Raw genomic sequence first — 19,113 nt, forward strand, 5'->3', positions numbered from 1 at the left:
TCGTTATCGAGTTGTTGCGGCGCAGCAGAATCGCCTAGACTTCGGCCTCCTTCGAGATCGAGGCGTTACGTCCATGTCCCTGCTATCCGCCACCCGCGACCGTGTCGGCCGCGAACTCGCCCGCAGTCGCGCCCGCCTGCGGCATCTGCGCCAGCGCGTTTTCGATCGGCAGGCGCTGGTGCAGGCAGGCCAAACCCCGTTCGACGTCCTCCATGACGATGGCCTGGTGTCGCTGCGCTATTACCCGCCGCTTGCGGAAAGCGAAATCGAGCTGGCCGACGGCAGCCGCGTCGAGGTCGCGAAAACGACCCAGCGCACGCCGTTGGTGATCGTGCCGCCGCTCGCCGTGAACATGCTCATCTACGACCTGTTTCCCGAGCGCAGCCTTGTGCGGTATCTGCGCGCCCGCGGCTTCGAGCTGTATCTGGTCGACTGGGGCCGGCCCCGCCGTGCCCAGGATGATCTGCAGCTGGCGGATTATTTCGATCGCCTCCTGCCGGCTGCCCTCGATCGCGTGCGCGCACACAGCGGGGTAGAGCGCCTGAACCTGCACGGCTGGAGCTTCGGCGGGCTGTTCAGCCTGTGCCATGCGGCGATCGCGCCAGAAGGTATCGCCAACCTGGTGCTGGTGGGCGCGCCCGTGGACTATCACGACAACGGCGTGCTCGGTGAACGCTACAAGGCGCTCGCCCGTGCCGGCCACTGGACGCACGACAAGACCGGGCTGACCGCCCACCACATACCGCCGACGCTGCTGCGCTCGCCCGGCGTGCTCAATTCGCTGGTGTTCAAGGCCACCAGCCCGATGGCAGCGGTTCGCAGCTATGCCGGGCTGGCGGCGAATCTCCATGACGAGGCGTATGTGAGCAACCATGCGACCAACGCCGCGTTTCTGGACGACATGGTGGCTTACCCGGGCGGCGTAGTGGCCGACTTCATCGATTATCTGTGGATCGACAACGTGCTGGGCGAGGGGCGTCTGCCCATGTCCGATCCGCCGGCTGATCTGTCGAACGTGCAGGCGCCGATTCTCAATATAAGCGGCCGCGGCGATCCGATCGTTACGCCGTCCTGCAGTCAGGCGATGACGAAATTCGTGGCCAGCGACGATGTAACCTGCCGTACCATCCGCGGCGGTCATGTCGGCATCGTGTCCAGCGAAACCGCGTTGACCGAAACCTGGGGCGAGATCGCTGACTGGCTGATCGCCCGGGATTGACGACGCCGCGCCCGACGCGGGCCGGCCGGGCGCAATCGACTGGCCGCCTATGGGCCGGGTGGCTACACTCGAATGCACAACAGCGATTTCGATCGCGCGTGTAACACGGGCCTGTGCGACGAGGAGCAGCGGATGACTCAAAGAGCAGACAGTATCGTGGTTGGCGCGGGCCTGGCCGGGCTGGTCGCAGCCGCTGAGCTGGCCGATGCCGGCAAGTCGGTGCTCATCGTCGAACAGGAAGGCGAGAATTCGGTCGGCGGCCAAGCCTTCTGGTCGCTCGGCGGGTTGTTCATGATCGATACGCCCGAACAGCGGCGCATGCGCATCAAGGACAGCCCGGAACTCGCCCTCAACGATTGGTTGGGTTCAGCCGGTTTCGATCGCGACGAGGATTACTGGCCGCGCAAGGTCGCCGAAGCCTTCATCGAATTCGCCGCCGGCGAAATGCGGCCCTGGCTGTACGAGCAGGGCATGCGCTGGTTTCCGGTCGTGGGTTGGGCCGAGCGCGGCGGTTCGCTGGCCAACGGACACGGCAACTCGGTGCCGCGTTTCCATCTGACCTGGGGCACCGGTCCGGGCACGGTCGCTCCGTTCGAGCGACGCGTACGCGAACATATGGCTACGGGGCGTATCACCCTCAAGTGTCGCCACCAGGTCAGCCGCGTGGTGATGACCGACGGTGCCGCGACCGGCGTGGCCGGCGAGATTCTTGCGCCGAGCACGGTCGAGCGCGGCCAGCAATCCAGCCGCGATATCGCGGGCGAGTTCGAATTCAGCGCAGGGGCGGTGCTGGTCACGGCCGGCGGTATCGGCGGCAATCATGATCGCGTGCGTGCGAACTGGCCGGTCGAGCGGCTCGGACCCGCCCCCGCACACATGATTTCGGGCGTGCCCCATCACGTGGACGGACGCATGCTGGATATTACGCACGACGCGGGGGCGGCGATCATCAACAGCGATCGCATGTGGCACTACACGGAAGGCATCAAGAACTGGGACCCGATCTGGCCCATGCACGGCATTCGCATCATCCCGGGACCGTCCTCACTGTGGTTCGATGCCACGGGGCGGCGTCTGCCGGCGCCGTGCTTGCCGGGCTTCGATACGCTGTCGACGCTGCGCGAGATTCTGGCGACCGGCCACGACTATTCCTGGTTCGTGCTCACCCAGAAGATCATCGAAAAAGAGTTCGCGCTGTCCGGCTCGGAACAGAATCCGGACATGACCTCGCAGCAGTGGCGCGAAGTGCTCAAGAGCCGGCTGTCAAAAGGCGCGCCGCCGCCGGTCGAGGCCTTCAAACAGCACGGCGAGGACTTCGTCGTGGCCGACAACCTCGACGCGCTGGTCGCCGGTATGAACCGGCTGGCCGGCAACGAGTTGGTCGATCGCGCCACGCTCGAAGCCCAGATCGTCGCCCGCGATGCCCAGATCGACAACGCCTATTCAAAGGACGCGCAGGTCACCGCCATTCACGGCGCGCGCAAGTACCTCGGCGACAAGCTGTTTCGTACCGCCACGCCGCACAAGATGCTCGATCCTGCCAACGGCCCGCTGATCGCGGTACGCCTGCATATCCTCACCCGCAAGACGCTGGGCGGGCTGCATACCAATCTGAACGGCCAGGTGCTCGATGCGGCGGGCGAGCCGATTGCCGGCCTGTATGCCGCAGGTGAGGTGGCGGGTTTCGGTGGCGGCGGCTATCACGGCTATAACGCGCTGGAAGGCACGTTTCTTGGCGGCTGTATCTATTCCGGGCGCTGTGCGGGCCGGCATGCGGCCGCCCAGATCTAGGGAAGCTCTGAATAACCTGTCGCGGTCGCGCCGGCGTGCTTTGCGCGCGATTGACAAGGAAGTGAGAGCGTAGCGTGCTTGCTGCACGGTAGCGAACACTGACGCCGATCAAGCGCGCGCAAAGCCCCGGCCCCGAAGGGGTTCGGCCTCACAGACGCCGCGACTGCGTTGCCGAGCTTGACCTGCCAATGAGGCAGGCGCTTCGCTCGGACGCCTTGCCGCACCGTCTGTGAGGACTCGAACGCGAACCGCGAGAGGTTATTCAGAGCTTCCCTAGTCCAGCACGCGTAGCGTCACAGGTGCGACGCCGCTACGAATCATGTCGATCTTTTCGGCCGCGCGACGCGACAGGTCGATGATGCGCCCGCGCGTATAGGGTCCGCGGTCGTTGATGGTCACGATAACGCTGCGGCCGTTGTTCTCGTTGGTGACTTCGACGCGACTGCCGAAGGGCAGGCGTCGATGGGCCGCGGTCAGGCGCCTCGAATCGAAGCGGTCACCGCTCGCGGTACGGCGGCCGTCGAAGCTGCTCGCATAATAGGCGGCCTCGCCGCGTTGATAGACGCCGCCTGGCGTGCGCAGGCCGGCGCAACCACTGAGCAACAGGGCGGTAACGCACGCGACAATAAGGCTGATCGGCGCCCAGCGTCGCGACACGGCCGGGTTCTTGCATATCCCGTACAGGCGCCGTTTGGGGGGCGGCGCGCATGGTCGATCATGAGGTGCGAGGGTAGGAGAGTTTGAATTATGCGTCACAAGGTTTTGCTGTTCGATCTGGACGGCACGCTGACGGATCCGCGTGAAGGCATCACCCGCTGCGTACAGTATGCGTTGTCGCGCCAGGGGGTTCAGGTCGACGATCTGGGCCGGCTGGAATGTTTCATCGGGCCGCCGCTCAAGCAGTCGTTCATCGAGTTCTATGGTTTCAGCGCCGAGCAGGCACAGGCCGCGGTGGACGACTACCGTGTGCGTTTCGGGCGTATCGGCATGTTTGAGAACGTCCTCTACGAAGGGATCGTGGAACTGCTTTGCGCCCTCAAGAGCAGCGGCCGACAGCTGTTCGTGGCCACTTCCAAGCCGTGGTTCTATGCCCGCCCGATCGTGCAGCATTTCGAACTGGATCGCTATTTCTGCAGCGTTTACGGTAGCGAACTCGACGGCCTGCGAACCGAAAAACACGCCCTGATCGCGCATATTCTGCGCGAAGAGGGCATCGACCCGACCGATGCGCTGATGATCGGCGACCGCTGCTTCGATCTGATCGGGGCGCGCCACAACGGGGTGGCAAACGCAGCGGTCGGCTACGGCTACGGCAGCCGTGAGGAACTCGTGGCCGAAGACCCCGACTATTATTTTCCCACGCTGGCCGACCTGCAGCAGACGTTGCTCGCCTGTCGTGCCTGAGGGGCCGTCATTTGCCCATACGCCGGCGTATTGCGCTAGTCTTCATGCTTTGTATTCACAAGGATTACGAAGATGACCGATGCCGATACGCGCACGCCGCTGTCGCAGCTGCTGGCCAGCATGACCTGCGAGAACGACATATGCCATGTGCATGTGCCGGATGACTGGCTGCAGGGGCGCGCTATCTATGGTGGTTTGACCGCCGCGCTGTGCCTGCAGTCGATCTACGACCAGCACGGCTCGGAGCTGCCGCCGCTGCGTAGCGCACTGCTGAGTTTCATCGGCCCGGCCGGCCCGGATGTCACCCTGCGCCCGGTCGTGGTGCGGCAAGGCAAGTCCACCGCGTTCATCACCGTGGATATGCTCAGCGACGACAAGATGGCGGCTCGTGCCACCTTCTGTTTCGGCAAGGCACGGGATTCGCGGGTTGCCCATGCGCATCTCGATGCGCCCGCAGTCGCCACGCCCGATGCCTGCGACTCGTTCTTTCAGCGCCCCGGGCAGACCGCGCCCAATTTCACCCAGCATTTCGAAGGCCGTTTCGCCGGTGGCTCGATGCCGGTCACCCAATCCGACGATCCACGATATGTCGTCTGGATTCGTCACCGCGACCGCGAGATCGCGCCGGTAGTGGTTGGCCTGGCGGCGCTGGCCGATGCACTACCGCCGGCCGCGATGGCCAGTTTCTCCGAAATCGCGCCGATCAGCACCATGACCTGGATGTTCGACGTGCTTGACGACGACCCGGCAACCGAGGACGGCTGGTGGCTGAGCCAGAGCGTGGCCAATCACAGCGCCGACGGTTACTCCTCCCAGGCCATGCATGTATGGAACAGCGCCGGCAAGCCGGTGATTGTCGGGCGCCAGAATGTCGCGATCTTTGCGTAGGGCGGTGGCCACAACATTAAGGCCGCGCACCGATGACCAGGCGGTAGCAAGGCATCGCGAGTGCGGCATGGGCATGCCGCACGAGCGATAACGCCGGATCGCCAGGGCCTGGTCATCGACCCTGCGTGCAATAGCACATCATGTCTGGTGCGGACACGCGCTAGGTTGGGCCGCTGCCGGGATGCTGGCGTTTGCGCAGTAATCGCCTCGTGCGGCGGCCAACAGGACTCTATCGGCCCATAAGCAGATTAATGTTGGCCAGTTGAGAAAATAATAATTTTCACTGTTTCAGTAGCTTGCCGCACACGCGCGGCGGCAGGCCTTGAATTGCCATGGATTGCGGTTGCGCGCCGCGCTCGGCATTTAGTAAATACAGCCTCCTGGGGCGCTTGCGCGGCGGTCGTCATCGGCGACCGGCGTAAGGCGAAAACAATAACGGGGAGGGGACCATGGCGATCATCGGGTTTGCGAAACGTACGAGTGGCAGCCGGCTATGCATAGCATTGCTGCTGGGTCTGAGTGTGGCCGGCTGTGGCGGCAGCGGCGGCGGAAGTGATGACGGTGGCGGCTCGGGTTCGTCATCGACCAGCCCGATCACCGCAGGCGGTGCCAGCGCTCGCAGCGATGCCGAAACGCTGCATTCCATCATGCCGCGTGGCCTGGCCTTCACGTTCCCGTACAACGGCCAGACCGATGTGCCGCTGAACAGCCAGCTGGTGGTGAAATTCGCCAGCGATCTGCCCGATGCCTCGCGCGATTCGCTGGAGCTGCGGGACGCCGCCGGTCGGCGTATCGGCCCGGCGCTCACCGTCGTTCGCGACGACAATCAGCCGCGTATTCTCAGAATCGAAACCCAGGGGCCGCTCAAGCCGGATACCCAGTATCGCGTTGTCGCGACCAAGCGCCTGGACGGCGGCTGGCAGGACGGCGGTTATACCGGATTCAACCCGGGCAACGTGCTGTACGGGTTCACCACGCGGCCCGACGGCTCGCGGCCGGCGGAGAGCGGCTTCAAGGTTCAGGAAGTCACGCCGGGCGAATACAACGCCCAGCTCGAGACCACCTCGGTATTCGTAGGCTTCAATCCGATTCGCGTGGTGCTGTCCGAACCGGTGGATCCGGCCACGGTTACGGCCGATAGCTTTATCGTGCGCGGCCCGTCGGGCGTCGTTACCCCGGCGAACGTCACCGCCCTCGGTCGCTATATCGTGTTCGATCCGGTCAACGACCTTGAAGGCGGCGATTACAAGATCAGCTGGACGTCGGATATCCGCTCGGTGTTCGGCAATGCCCTGGCCAGCGGTTCGGTGAACCGCCGCGTGCGTGCGGTGGGCGGCGGCATTCTCGACAATCCGGCGTACAACACGCTCGATACCAACTTGCTGATTACCCCGACCGCGGCCGATGCCGCCAATCTGCCCGACAACGTGCTCAACGGCCGGGCGGTGAATGCCGTCTCGCTGGGTTCACAACTGGTCGGCAGAAATCTGTTGCCGGTGGTCAGCGCCAACGACGTCGCCGATCCGGACTACCGCGGCATTCAGAACGTGCTGAAAGCCACCATTGCGCTGCCCACCCTCGACGGCCTCGACTCGTCGATACCGGGCACGATCCGGGCCGGCCAGTCGTTCAAGACCACCGGGCTGCGTCTGGCCCTGGGCGGCGAAGTGCCCACGCCCATCAACCCGAGCGGGCCGATCGACGTCAACTTCATCAGCGACGTCAACGTATCGATCATGGGCAACGAATTCCCCAACATCGAAGCGCCGATCGCCGTACGGCTGCGCTTCGACGTCGCGCTGGGATCGCTGCTCAAGGCCGCGGCCGGCCAGCCGGGGACCAGCGCGTTCCAGGAATATGCCCGCAGCGTGCTCGCCAACGGCGTGATCAATCAGACCGTGCTCAACGTGCAGGCGGCCGGGCTTGCGATACCCCAGCTCGACGGCGATATCGATATCGCGACCATCGGCTCGTTCCCCATTACGGTCAATCGCACCGACGAGGCCAATGTCGACTTCGAGCTGACCCTGGCGCTCAAGCTGCTGACCAACAATCCGCTGTTTCCGCGCGACCAGGTCGTGCCCGACGAAACGCCGCCGCGCCTGATCGCGCGTTCGCCCAGCGCCTGCCTGTATGCGTTCGGCAATCCGGGCTTTGCGGCATCGGGCCCGCTCGCGGCCACGTCGTTCGACGAGAGCGCCTGTACCGGTATTGCCGGCGCGTCCGCGCTCAACAGTTTCCCGGTGCAGGACAGTCCGACGCTGCTGCTCGACTCGCCGGTACAGCCGCGGTCGGTGAATGCCGATAGCGTGGCCTTGTTCGGCGATGGCCGTCAGATCGAAGCGAACTATCGAACGGAAGGTTTTTCGATCGTCATCGATCCGGTTGCGCCGCTCGAGCCGGCGACCGAGTACGAGATTCGTCTCAACGAAGGTAGCGATCGGGTACGCGATTTCGCCGACAATACGCTGATCCTCGATAACGGCACGGGCTCGACCGGGCGTATTCGTTTCACCACCGCACCGCGTGTGGACACCAGTCCTGCGCCGGCCTATGTCGCCACGCTCACGCCGGGCCTGCCCTGTGCCCTGACCGGCGGCGATGCGTCCGGCACCAGCGGGCGTTGCGTGGGCGATAGCGGTTCGGATCTCGGCATCTTCGTGTTCCCGGCCAACAAGGCCATCGAGGCCGGGTTTTCCAAGCCGGTACGTCGTGACAGCGTGGTGCTCGCCGACGGCTGTCTGGCCGGCGCCGGCCCCAGTGCCAGCAGCGCGGCCACGGTTGCCCTGCAGCGCATGAGCGAGGCGGGCCAGTGCCTGGGCGTGGTGGACGCGGCTCTGGCGTTCGCCGAGGGCGACGCCGAGCTGGTCAACGGTTTCAGCGTACGGCCGAGTCAGGCGCTTAGCGTGGGCTCGTATTACGCGCTGGTGATCTGCGGTAGCGGCGACAACTGCCGCTCGACCGTCGTGGACGTGGACGGCTACGCGCTCAATACCGATCCGCTGACCGGTTCGGGCTCGTCGACCGCTTCGGCGGCCGGTGACGCCGCGGGAGGTCCCGCAATCGTCATGCCCTTCGAGGCGACGACACCCAGCGAGGATTACTACGCGACGTTCGACACGCTGCCGGCCGCCGACAGCAACGGCAACGGCCAGTTCGACACGGGCGAGATAGAGCAGCCCGGCAATCGCGCCCAGATCCTGCTCACATCGCTGGGTATTCCGATCTCGGCCACGCCGACCGAGGATCGCTTCAACGCCTATCTGTCGCAGGGCCGGCCGGTGGTCATCGGCCCGGCTGTAGCTAGCTGTGCCAGTTCCCTGACCAACGTCGTGGACGACACCCAGAGCCCGGTGGCCACATCGTCGAGCTGCGTGCCGGTATCGTTGCCGCCCGGCGGCTTCACGGATCTGACCGGACTCACGCTCGGTAGCGAACAGCTCGTCAGTATCGTGGGCAACGCGATCGAACAACTTATCGACGAACTGGGGCTGGTCGACGAGCAGGGGCGCGTGCAGTCGATGGCCACCTTGCAGGCCACCCGATCCCCCGCCGAGATGCAGGAGATCGTGGATCGGCTGTCGACGGCGGTCGTCGGCGTGCTCGACGGCGATATGGCGGATGGCTCGCTGGATTTCGACAATATCCTCAACCCGCGCGGTCGCCTGCTTGACCTGCTGCCCAACGGCAGCGTGCTGGACCGGGATTTCCGCGACCTGTTCGATAACATCGATATCGGCCGCTCCCTGGCCGATCTGCTCGGCGATGCCGGCGACGCGATCGAAGACAGCACGCTCGTGCGCGAAATCGTGGATCTCGTTCTCGAGGATCTGATCGGAATCCCCAATGCCGAACTGCAGACCGGGCGCATTCTGTTGCGCTATCAGCCGTTGCCGGGCACCGGCCGGATTCGGCCGCAGACCGGCTATATCGTCGAGCGTTGCCAGGGCACGATCAGCGGCCAGCGCTACGACTACGCGCCCTGTTTTGCCGCCGCGCTGCAGCTGACCGCGAACGCGCCGGATGGGCAGGGTATCGCGCTCGCCCAGCAGGCGATCGACGTGAACGTGTTCGGCCCGGTCAGCTTCCAGCAGAATGGGCGTCTGGTGATTTCGGTCATAAACACCAACGCCTTCGAGCTGTCGGCGACCGCGCTGGGTCTGCTGCCGGCCAAAGCCCGGGTGGATAGCGGTCTTTTGAACTTCCAGCTGGCCGGGCCGTCGATCCACGGCGGCAGCGTGTTTCCGACACGCTGACCGGCACCGACCCCGGCGCCGGTCAAACGGCGCCGGGGATCGTGTTCCTGGCCGGGGCTTGTCCGCAGGGCGGCCGCTCGTGCCGTGGTCTCGGCATTAAACCGGATGGTTGCAGCCGAGCGCCAGAACTAGAGTCGGGGCGTTTATTCCCCGAGGAGTTCTGCCGCCATGAGCGATCAGAAACAACCCAAGCAATCCCAGTCCGAACAGCCCGGCGACGAATCGGCCATGCGCCCGGAGCCGGAATATATTCGCGACAGCTATCGTGCCAGTGACCGGCTCAAGGGCCGGGTCGCCCTCATTACCGGCGGCGACAGCGGCATTGGCCGTGCGGTGGCGGTACATTACGCCGCCGAGGGCGCCGACGTGGCGATCGTGCATCTTGAAGAGCACGACGACGCAGCCGAGACGAAACGCCTGGTGGAGGCCCGCGGCGCGCGCTGCGAGGTGTATGCCGGTGACGTGGGCGAGGCGACGTTCTGCTATCAGCTCGCCGACGAGGTGCTCGCGGCGTTCGGGCGCGTGAATATTCTGGTCAACAACGCAGCCGAGCAGTACGACTGGGACGACATCACCGAAATTCCGGACGACCAGCTCGAGCGCACGTTTCGAACCAACATCTTCAGTCATTTCTATCTGTGCAAGGCGCTGTCGGCACAGATGGGCGAGGGCGATACGATTATTGCCACCTCCTCGGTCAATGCCTTCAAGGGCAACGACACGCTCATCGACTATTCCGCCACCAAGGGTGCGATTCAGGGGCTGGTACGCTCGCTGGCACAGTCGCTGGTGGGCCGCGGTATCCGCGTTAACGCGGTCGCCCCCGGCCCGGTCTGGACGCCGCTGATACCGGCCAGTTTCGATGCCGAAAAGACCGCGCATTTCGGCGGCCAGGTGCCCATGGACCGTGCCGCCCAGCCCAGCGAAATCGGCCCTGCCTATGTTTATCTCGCCAGCGAGGAGTCGTCCTACATGAGTGGCCAGACGCTTCACCTCAACGGCGGCGTGATCCTCAATACCTGACGGCCAGGCGCTCGACGAAGGCGGGTCTGCCCGTATTCGTCGCCGCGATACAAACCAAGCCCGGCGCTCGCGAAAAGCGGTGCCGGGTTTTTTATGCGTGCCTTATGGGTCAAAGGAATTGACGTCGATCAATTTATAAATGAAAATCATTCTCATTACAATTCGTGTCGTATCGCTGGCACGGGGTCCGTGTTCATTTCGTCAGGGAGCAGGTGGGGGATGTCCAAGTTTGAATTCAATGGGGCGCGTGAGCGCTTGAACAGTCGCGTGTGGACACGTATTGCGGTGTGCAGCGCGCTGGGTTTGAGCATGTCGTGGTTGCCGTCGATTGCGCTGGCGCAAGCCGCCGAGGGCGCATCGGGCGACCCGCAGACGGAATCGCTGCCGATGATCGATGCGGGTGCGTCACCGGAACGCGAGCGCAACGAGCGCCTGGGGTCGCAGACGCTGGCACCGCTGATGGTGGAGGGCGAGGCAATCAACAGCGCGGACGCGCCAACGGTCGGTTATTCGGCCGATGCCACGCGCGCCGCCACCAAGACGGACACGCCGCTGATTACCACGCCGCAGGCCATCGATGTCGTGCCGCGTGAGCAGGTCGAAGACCAGGGCGCGCGCACTGTGAACAACGCGCTGCGCTATACGCCGGGCGTGTTCACCGGGCTGGCCGGTTCCTCGTCGCGACAGACCACCATCGCGCTGCGCGGCTTCCCGGGCGGCGACGTGAACAACACCTTCATGGACGGGCTGCGCCTTGCCAATGATCCGGGTGGCTATTCAAATATTCAGATCGACCCGTTCTTCATCGAGCGTATCGACGTAATCAAGGGCGCGCTGTCGGCGCTCTACGGTCTCGCGCAACCGGGCGGGCTGGTCAATTACGTGACCAAGAAACCGCTCGATGAGCAGCGACGAATGGTCAGCGTCTATGGCGGCAGCTTTGGCACCTACGGTGCCGGACTGGATCTGACCGGGCCGTTGCCGAACCCCGAGATCGGCAACTATCGCGTGACCGTCAGCGGCGAGACCAGCGATACGCAGTACGACGTGGTCGAGCGCGAACGCTTCACGATCATGCCGCAGGTCAGCTTCAATCTGGCCGACGATACGTCGCTGCTGCTGCAGGCCTATGTCCAGCGCGACCCGGAAGGCGGCTTCCACGGTTCCGTGCCCTACGACATCAGCGTGAAGGATGACCGCTTCGGCCGCACGGTGGACGACGAATGGGTCGACAGCGCACGCAACTACGAAGATTTCGACCGCGATATCAACCTGTTCTCGTATCAGCTCGACCACGAGGTCAACGGCAACGTCACCCTGACCTCGAAAGGCCGCTACGCGGACGTCGATACCTCGCTCAAGCAGGTCTACCAGAACGGGTTCACGCCGGACACGACCGATGCGCCGGCCACGCTCACGCGGTTTTATTCCCGTGCCGAAGAAAATCTCAAATCCCTGAGTTTCGATAATTACGGTGAAGTGGAATTCGATACCGGCGATATCGAACATCGCATGGTCGTCGGCTTTGGCTACGAGGAGCGCGACAACACGGTACGGTATGCGGGCGGCTTCCAGGCGACCCCGTTGGATCCGTTCGACCCCGACTACGGCGGTAATCCGATTCTCGACGATGACAGCCTGCTGGCGCCCAACGACCGAAAGACTCGCCAGGTGGGCTTCTATCTGCAGGACCAGATGGAATGGAACCGCTTCCATCTCGTACTCGGCGGTCGCCAGGATTACCTCAAGCGCGAATACACCAACGGCACGACCGGTGACCGTGCTGATCGTAGCGATGACGCGTTTACCGGCCGTGCCGCGTTGCTCTATCAATCCCGTTTCGGTCTGTCGCCTTATGTTTCCTACAGCGAGGGCTTCAATCCGACCGCGTATACCGATGCCGATGGCGATGCCAGCGGCGAGGTCGCACCGCCGGTCAAGAGCCATCAGTATGAAGCCGGCCTGAAGTACCAGCCGCCGGGTGTCGACGCCATGTTTACGCTGGCCGTCTACAACCTGACCCAGGAGAACGTGTTGCAGCGATTCGGTGTGAGACCGGCACGCTTTGACAGCGTAGGCGATGTCGAATCGAAAGGCATCGAGTTATCCGCACGCGCCGATATTACCGACCGGCTCAACGTGATCGCGTCCTACTCGAACAGCGATGTTGAATATCAGGACAACTTCCCCGATCAGGGCGTAATCGCCGGCAATACCTTCACCCGTACGCCGGATCAGCTGGCCTCGGCCTGGGCGAAATACGACCTGACTTCCGCCATCGATGTGGGCGCTGGCGTACGTTATGTCGGCGAAAGCTATGCCGATGCCGCGAACACCGTGGAAGTGCCGGATTACACCCTGGCCGACGCCATGGTCAGCGTGAAGCTGGGCGAGTTCGCGCCGTCGCTGGACGGCGCCACCCTGCGGCTGAATGCCAACAACGTGTTCGACAAGGAATATGTCGAGGCCTGCTTCAGCACCAACAACTGCTACTACGGCTATGCCCGCGAGGTGATTGCCACGCTGGATTATCAGTTCTAGAAAAAACGCGTTCGGCCCGTCGCGAGAGCGACGGGCCGCCGACGCATCGAAATAAAAGCGAGGGGAAGGAGTTCGTGCACGGGCGTGTACGAACGCAGTGCGTTTTTATCTCGACACGGAGGGCCGCGCCATGCGCACCTCGAACGAAGCCGCAACCCGGCAAGCCGACACACCCGAGGACTTCGCCGATATCGCCCGCCGGGCGCAGTTATTCAACGAACACAATCTCGACCTCTATCGCGATCAGGTCGAGCAGGCCACCGATGCGGTCGCGGCCGCCGTGCGGCGCGCCAGGCAGGTGCATAGCGGGGTCAGCCCCAGCGAACTCGCGCCCGATTTCGAAGCCGTGGATCTGGACCAGCCCAGCGGCGACATGGCCGATGCACTGGCCGAGCTGCGCCCGCTCTATCTCGACCATGCGGTGTATTTCCACCATCCGCGCTATGCGGCGCATCTGAACTGTCCGGTGCTGGTGCCCTCGATCGCGGCCGAGGTGGTGCTTAGCGCCATCAACTCCTCGCTGGATACCTGGGACCAGAGCGCCGGCGGCACATTCATCGAACAAAAGCTCATTGCCTGGACGGCCGGTCGCGCCGGTCTGGGCGAGGGCGCCGACGGCGTTTTCACCAGCGGCGGCACCCAGTCGAACCTGATGGCCATGCTGCTCATGCGCGACGCCTGGTGCGCACGCCAATACGGTCATGGCGCCGTGCAGAAGCAGGGCCTGCCGGCCGCGGCGTCGAAGTTGCGGGTATTCGTGTCCGAAGTCAGCCATTTCAGCCTGTCCAAGGCCGCGGCGCTTCTCGGTCTGGGCCACGATGCGGTAGTGGGCGTGGCCTGCGACGAAGCCAGGCGGATGGATATCGCGGCCTTGAAGAGCGCGATCGCCGACTGTCGGGCCGCGGGCAATATCCCAATCGCAGTGGCCGCTACCTGTGGCACCACCGACTTCGGCAGCATCGACGACATGGACGCGATTGCGGCGGTTTGTCGTAACGAGCATCTCTGGATGCACGTCGACGCGGCCTATGGTTGCGGCCTGCTGGTTTCGAATAAACACGGTCACAAGTGCGCCGGTATCGAACACGCCGATTCGCTGACCGTGGATTATCACAAGTCGTTCTTCCAGCCGGTCAGCTGCAGTGCGTTCATCGTAAAGAATGGCGCCAACCTGGGCCTGATTACCCACCACGCGGACTATCTGAATCCGGCCGAAGCAGCGGCTGCCGGCACGCCCGACCAGGTCAACAAATCGCTGCAGACCACCAAGCGTTTCGATGCGCTCAAGCTTTGGCTGACGCTGCGCACCATCGGCGCCGGCGCGATCGGTGAGGCGTTTGATGGCGCGGTCGCGCTGGCCCGTGCGACCTACGAACTCATGCTTGCCGAGCCGCGGCTGGAACTGTTGCACCGCCCCGAACTCAGCACGATCGTGTTTCGTTACCGGCCGTGCCTGACCACCTCCGAAGCCGAGCTGGATGCGCTAAACGCGTCGATTCGTTCGCAGCTGGCCCGCGACGGCGAGGCCATGATCGCGGCCACCAAGGTCGATGGGCGTCGCTATCTGAAGTTCACGCTGCTCAATCCGGCCACCACGGTCGAGCAGATGGGCGAAATCGTCGATCTGATTCTGGCCTATGGCATGGCGATCGAGCGCAGCACGCCGGCACCGGCTTCAGCGCTTGCCCAGACGCCGGCCGCAGCCGCAAACGAACGGGTGCGCCGTCATGGATAAGCCAGACTATAAGCCAGACAACCGCATCCACGACGTGGCCGGTATCGGGATCGGCCCGTTCAATCTCGGCCTGGCCGCGCTCGCTGCGCCTATCGACGACCTCGACGCCGTCTTCATCGACGAAAACGAACGCTTCGAATGGCATCCGGGCCTGCTGCTGGACGGCGCGACCCTGCAGACGCCGTTCATGGCCGATCTGGTCACGCTCGCCGACCCGACCAGCGAATACAGCTTTCTCAACTACCTCAAGCACACCGGGCGGATCTACGCGTTCTATATTCGCGAGAACTTCTTCATGCTCAGGGCCGAATACAACCAGTATTGCCGCTGGGTCGCCGAGCGTCTGGATAACCTCGTCTTCGCCACGCGGGTGGTGGCCACCGACTACGACGACGCCAACGCCTGCTACGTGCTCACCCTCGAGGACACCGCCAGCGGCGAGCGCCGCGAGCTGCGCGCCCGGGCGCTGGTGCTGGGCAGCGGCCCGAGTATGTACGTGCCGGAGTGCTGTCGCGATCTGGGCCAGCACGCGATCCATGCCTGCGAATTCGGCCCGGCCAGCGAGCGCCTTCAGGTCAGCGATTCGATCACCGTGGTGGGCAGTGGCCAGAGCGCAGCCGAGGTCTTTCATGCCCTGCTGCTGGAGCAGGAACGCCACGGCTATCGGCTGGACTGGTTCACCCGCTCGCCGCGCTTCTTTGCGCTGAACTACGACAAGCTCACCCTGGAAATGACCTCGCCGGAGTATGTGGACTATTTCCATGGCCTGTCCGAGCACCGGCGGCACAAGCTCGGCGAGGAACACAAGGCGCTCTACAAGGGCATCGACGAATCGCTGATCAACGCCATCTACGATCTCATGTACGAGCGCGATGTTGCCGGCACGCTCGACGTCGGCCTGCAGGCCAACGTGGAGCTACGCGCTGCTCGCAATACCGCCGATGGCCGTGGCATCGAGCTGGACTTCTTCCAGCACGAGCAGGGCGCCGGCTTTACCCATCAAAGCGACAGCGTGGTGCTGGCCACCGGCTTTGCCTATCGCGTGCCGGACTATATCCACGGCATTGCCGATCGCATCCGCTGGGATGCCCAGGGGCGCTTCGACGCGTCGCGCTACTACGCGGTGGACCACGACAACGCCGAGATTTTCGTCCAGAACGCCGAAATCCATACCCACGGTTTCGTGACCCCCGACCTGGGCATGGCCTGTTATCGCAACGCCTGCATCCTGCGGGCGCTGACCGGCGTCGAGCACTACCCGATCGAGCAGCGCATCGCCTTCCAGCATTTCGCGGTCGATACGCCCGACGCGCCGGCCGCAGGTCGACGCCGTGCCCCCGCGTGAGGGGCGCACGTCGGCCGACTTCGATCTTTCAACTTCCACCAAGGAAAGCTGCGTGAGCGATACCCCCGTTCTTCAGGCACGCGTGATCCCCGGTATCGGCGAACTGGCGATCACGCCCTTCGATATCGAGCGCCATGTGCCCACCGCCCATGCCTGGCTGCGTAGTGACCATGCCCGCTTCTGGGGCATGCAGTCGCTGGATGCGCAGCAGGTTCGCGACTACTTCACCGAGCTGGCTGCATCGCCCGATTTCGATGCCTTCATCGGCCTGCACGACGATCGACCGATGTTTCTGATGGAGCGCTATGCGCCAGCGGCCGAGGCCATCGGCGAGCACTACCAGGTAGAGCCCGGCGATGTCGGCATGCATGTGCTGGTGGCGTCCGCCGAACAGCGTATTCCCGGCTTCACCTGGGCCGTGTTCGTTCAGATCATGGATTTTCTGTTCAGCGACGCCCGCGTCGAGCGGGTGGTGGTCGAGCCGGACGTCACCAACGAGGCCATTCATCCAATCAACCGCCGGGCCGGCTTTGTCTATCACCGACAGGTCGAGCTACCCGGCAAGACCGCCTGGTTCGCCAGCTGTACGCGTGCCGACTACGCGCACGCGCTCGAAGATTATCTGACCAAGGATTTCGCCTGATGACCCGTATGCCCATGACTGCGACCGAACAGGCCATCGCCCATCTCGATGCCGACACCTGGGCCGCCGCCAATACCCGTATGGTCACCAAGATGCTCAGCGAATTCAGCCATGAATTGCTGATCACGCCGGCGCGCGCGAGCGCTGACGCCGACGTCTATACGCTGTCCCTGCAGCACGGCGTGCAGTATCGGTTCACCGCACGGCTGCTCGAACTCGAGCACTGGCATATCGAACCCGGCACCCTGGAAAAGACCGTCGACGGCGTGCCCGTCGCGGTGGATGCGGTCACGCTGATCACCGAACTGCGCGACGTGCTCGGCATTGGCCCGGCGGCGCTGCCGATCTATCTGGAAGAAATCACCGCCACGCTCTACAGCATCGCCTACAAGATCGCCCACGGCGGGCCAGCGGCTGCCGATTTCGTCGACGGCGATTTTCAGCGTATCGAAGCGGCCATGACCGAAGGCCACCCGGCGTTCTGCGCCAACAGCGGACGTATCGGCTTCGACAGCGTGGACTATCGCGCCTATACGCCGGAAGCCGCGGCGCCCATTCGGCTCGTCTGGGTCGCGGTCCATCGCAGCCGGGCCGAGTTCGCCTGCAGCGCGGACCGCAGCTACGCCGAACATATGGCCGCCGAGCTGGACGCGGCCACCCATGACGCCTTCACCGCGCGCCTGACCGACCGCGGCCTGGACGCGGCCGACTATCGCTTCATGCCCGTGCATCCCTGGCAGTGGCACAACAAGCTGGTCTATCTGTTTGCTGGCGAAATCGCCACCGGGCATCTCGTGTATCTGGGTTTCGGCCAGGATACCTATCAGGCCCAGCAGTCGATTCGTACCCTGTTCAACCGCGATAATCCGGCGCGCTGCTACGTGAAGATGGCGCTATCGATCCTCAACATGGGCTTCACCCGGGGCCTGTCGCCGTATTACATGCGCGGCACGCCCGAAATCAACGACTGGATCGACGCGTTGGTACGCGGCGATGCCTATCTAGGGTCGAAGGGTTTTTCCATCCTGCGCGAGGTCGCCTCCATCGGCTATCGGCACCCGCAGTTCGAAGCCGCGGCACCCAAGACCGATGCCTACAACAAGATGCTGGCGGCACTGTGGCGGGAAAGCCCGTTCAACCAGATCGAGCCCAGGCAGCGCCTGATGACCATGGCCGCGCTGCTGCATCGCGACGCCGCCGACGCCTCGGTGATCGGCGCGCTCATCGATGCATCACCGCTGGATACGGATGCCTGGCTGGCCCGCTATCTGGATGCCTATATGAGCCCGCTGCTGCATTGTTTCTATGCCCACGATCTGGTGTTCATGCCGCACGGCGAGAACATCATTCTGGTATTGGAAGACAACGTGCCGGTACGCGCGATCATGAAGGATATCGCCGAAGAGGTGGGCATCATGAACACCGAGGTCGAGCTGCCCGGCGAGGTCGCAAGGCTATCCGTCGAAGTGCCCGAAGAGCTGAAGGTGCTCAGCCTGTTCACCGATCTGTTCGACCTGATCTTTCGTTATATCGGCGCGATTCTGCATACCGAACGCGGCTATCCGCAGGCGAGTTTCTGGCAGCAGGTGGCCAACTGCGTGCAGGCCTATCAGGCCGACCATCCGCAGTTTTCAGAAAAGTTCGAGCGTTACGATCTGTTCGCGCCGGAGTTCAAGCGCTCCTGTCTGAACCGGCTGCAGCTGCGCAACAACGCTCAGATGATCGATCTGGACGACCCGGCGGGCAACCTGCAGTTCGCGGGTACGTTGGCCAACCCGATCGCACGGCCGCCGGCTTAGCCGCCGGCCGGCGAAAACGCACTAAACGGCTCAGGCCACCCAGGCCTGGGCCGAGTCGCGATCGGCCGCACGGAAGGTTTCGCATTCGGTATTCGGCGAGAGCTTGTCGATCACCGTGGTGGCGGTACGAATACCTTCCACATCCGAGACCACGGCCAGCTTGTCGAAGCGCTCCCAGTGCTTGATCGCGTCCTTGAGCTCGTTGAACGCGGTCGAGGCCGACATGCCGCCCAGCGACTTGATCTCGACATACAGGCGCAGCTTGTCGTGCTTGGCCAGCTGTTCTTCCATCTTGGCGAGCACATTCGAAAAATCGCGGGAATTGATTTCGCCGTCGATTTCAATCGGCACGACATAGTCGACATCGGGCTTGAACGGGGCAATACGCAGCATGGTTCGTCTCCTGCTCTACAAATGAGCAGCCACGCTATCAAAGATGTTCTGCGTACCGTTGAGGGTTTGCCTATCA

The 19,113-nt window shown here is 63.7% G+C and carries 13 protein-coding genes; 11 read left to right on the plus strand and 2 right to left on the minus strand.

Features of this window, described 5'->3' with window-relative positions:
* The first annotated feature begins 73 nt into the window (after window positions 1–73).
* The gene (locus tag C84B14_RS06480) at window positions 74–1,219 is read left to right on the plus strand and encodes an alpha/beta fold hydrolase (protein ID WP_353222725.1); all 1,146 of its coding nucleotides are present in this window, start codon (window positions 74–76) and stop codon (window positions 1,217–1,219) included.
* 132 nt (window positions 1,220–1,351) lie between these two features.
* Window positions 1,352–3,010: an FAD-binding dehydrogenase gene (locus C84B14_RS06485; RefSeq protein WP_353222727.1), complete on the plus strand. Its 1,659-nt coding sequence runs from the start codon at window positions 1,352–1,354 to the stop codon at window positions 3,008–3,010.
* A 273-nt stretch (window positions 3,011–3,283) separates the two neighbouring features.
* Here C84B14_RS06485 and C84B14_RS06490 read toward each other — a convergent pair whose 3' ends face one another.
* Entirely contained in the window at window positions 3,284–3,667 is a 384-nt protein-coding gene (locus tag C84B14_RS06490; RefSeq protein ID WP_502949896.1) for a septal ring lytic transglycosylase RlpA family protein, read from the minus strand.
* A 90-nt stretch (window positions 3,668–3,757) separates the two neighbouring features.
* Here C84B14_RS06490 and C84B14_RS06495 point away from each other — a divergent pair, with 90 nt between their 5' ends.
* The 9 genes from C84B14_RS06495 to C84B14_RS06535 all read left to right on the plus strand — a co-directional run bounded on the left by C84B14_RS06495 (window position 3,758) and on the right by C84B14_RS06535 (window position 18,644).
* The gene (locus C84B14_RS06495; RefSeq protein ID WP_348767711.1) at window positions 3,758–4,414 is read left to right on the plus strand and encodes an HAD hydrolase-like protein; all 657 of its coding nucleotides are present in this window, start codon (window positions 3,758–3,760) and stop codon (window positions 4,412–4,414) included.
* Window positions 4,415–4,486: 72 nt separating this feature from the next.
* Window positions 4,487–5,302 carry a thioesterase family protein gene (locus tag C84B14_RS06500; protein ID WP_353222729.1) on the plus strand — a complete coding sequence of 272 codons (816 nt, stop codon included), beginning with the start codon at window positions 4,487–4,489 and terminating at the stop codon, window positions 5,300–5,302.
* Between the two features lie 449 nt (window positions 5,303–5,751).
* Complete coding sequence (locus C84B14_RS06505; RefSeq protein WP_353222731.1) at window positions 5,752–9,558, plus strand: Ig-like domain-containing domain; 3,807 nt, start codon at window positions 5,752–5,754, stop codon at window positions 9,556–9,558.
* A gap of 168 nt (window positions 9,559–9,726) precedes the next feature.
* A complete protein-coding gene (locus tag C84B14_RS06510; protein ID WP_353222733.1) occupies window positions 9,727–10,581 on the plus strand; it encodes an SDR family oxidoreductase in 855 nt (284 codons plus the stop codon).
* A 219-nt stretch (window positions 10,582–10,800) separates the two neighbouring features.
* Window positions 10,801–13,122 (plus strand): TonB-dependent siderophore receptor, encoded by a 2,322-nt coding sequence (locus C84B14_RS06515; protein ID WP_353222734.1) that lies wholly within the window; start codon window positions 10,801–10,803, stop codon window positions 13,120–13,122.
* A gap of 130 nt (window positions 13,123–13,252) precedes the next feature.
* Window positions 13,253–14,857: a pyridoxal phosphate-dependent decarboxylase family protein gene (locus C84B14_RS06520; RefSeq protein ID WP_353222736.1), complete on the plus strand. Its 1,605-nt coding sequence runs from the start codon at window positions 13,253–13,255 to the stop codon at window positions 14,855–14,857.
* Window positions 14,850–16,202, plus strand: coding sequence for a lysine N(6)-hydroxylase/L-ornithine N(5)-oxygenase family protein (locus tag C84B14_RS06525; RefSeq protein WP_353222738.1), 1,353 nt, complete (start codon window positions 14,850–14,852; stop codon window positions 16,200–16,202). Before C84B14_RS06520 ends, C84B14_RS06525 begins: the two co-directional genes overlap by 8 nt.
* Before the next feature lie 52 nt (window positions 16,203–16,254).
* Window positions 16,255–16,845, plus strand: a complete 591-nt coding sequence (locus C84B14_RS06530) for a GNAT family N-acetyltransferase (protein ID WP_353222740.1) — start codon at window positions 16,255–16,257, stop codon at window positions 16,843–16,845.
* Window positions 16,845–18,644: an IucA/IucC family protein gene (locus C84B14_RS06535; protein ID WP_353222742.1), complete on the plus strand. Its 1,800-nt coding sequence runs from the start codon at window positions 16,845–16,847 to the stop codon at window positions 18,642–18,644. The genes C84B14_RS06530 and C84B14_RS06535 overlap by 1 nt, the downstream gene beginning before the upstream one ends.
* A gap of 30 nt (window positions 18,645–18,674) precedes the next feature.
* Here the strand turns inward: C84B14_RS06535 and C84B14_RS06540 are convergent, their stop codons facing one another.
* Complete coding sequence (locus C84B14_RS06540; protein WP_348767692.1) at window positions 18,675–19,037, minus strand: SpoIIAA family protein; 363 nt, start codon at window positions 19,035–19,037, stop codon at window positions 18,675–18,677.
* Window positions 19,038–19,113: the final 76 nt, after the last annotated feature.

The organism is Salinisphaera sp. C84B14, from assembly GCF_040361435.1.
GTDB lineage: Bacteria > Pseudomonadota > Gammaproteobacteria > Nevskiales > Salinisphaeraceae > Salinisphaera.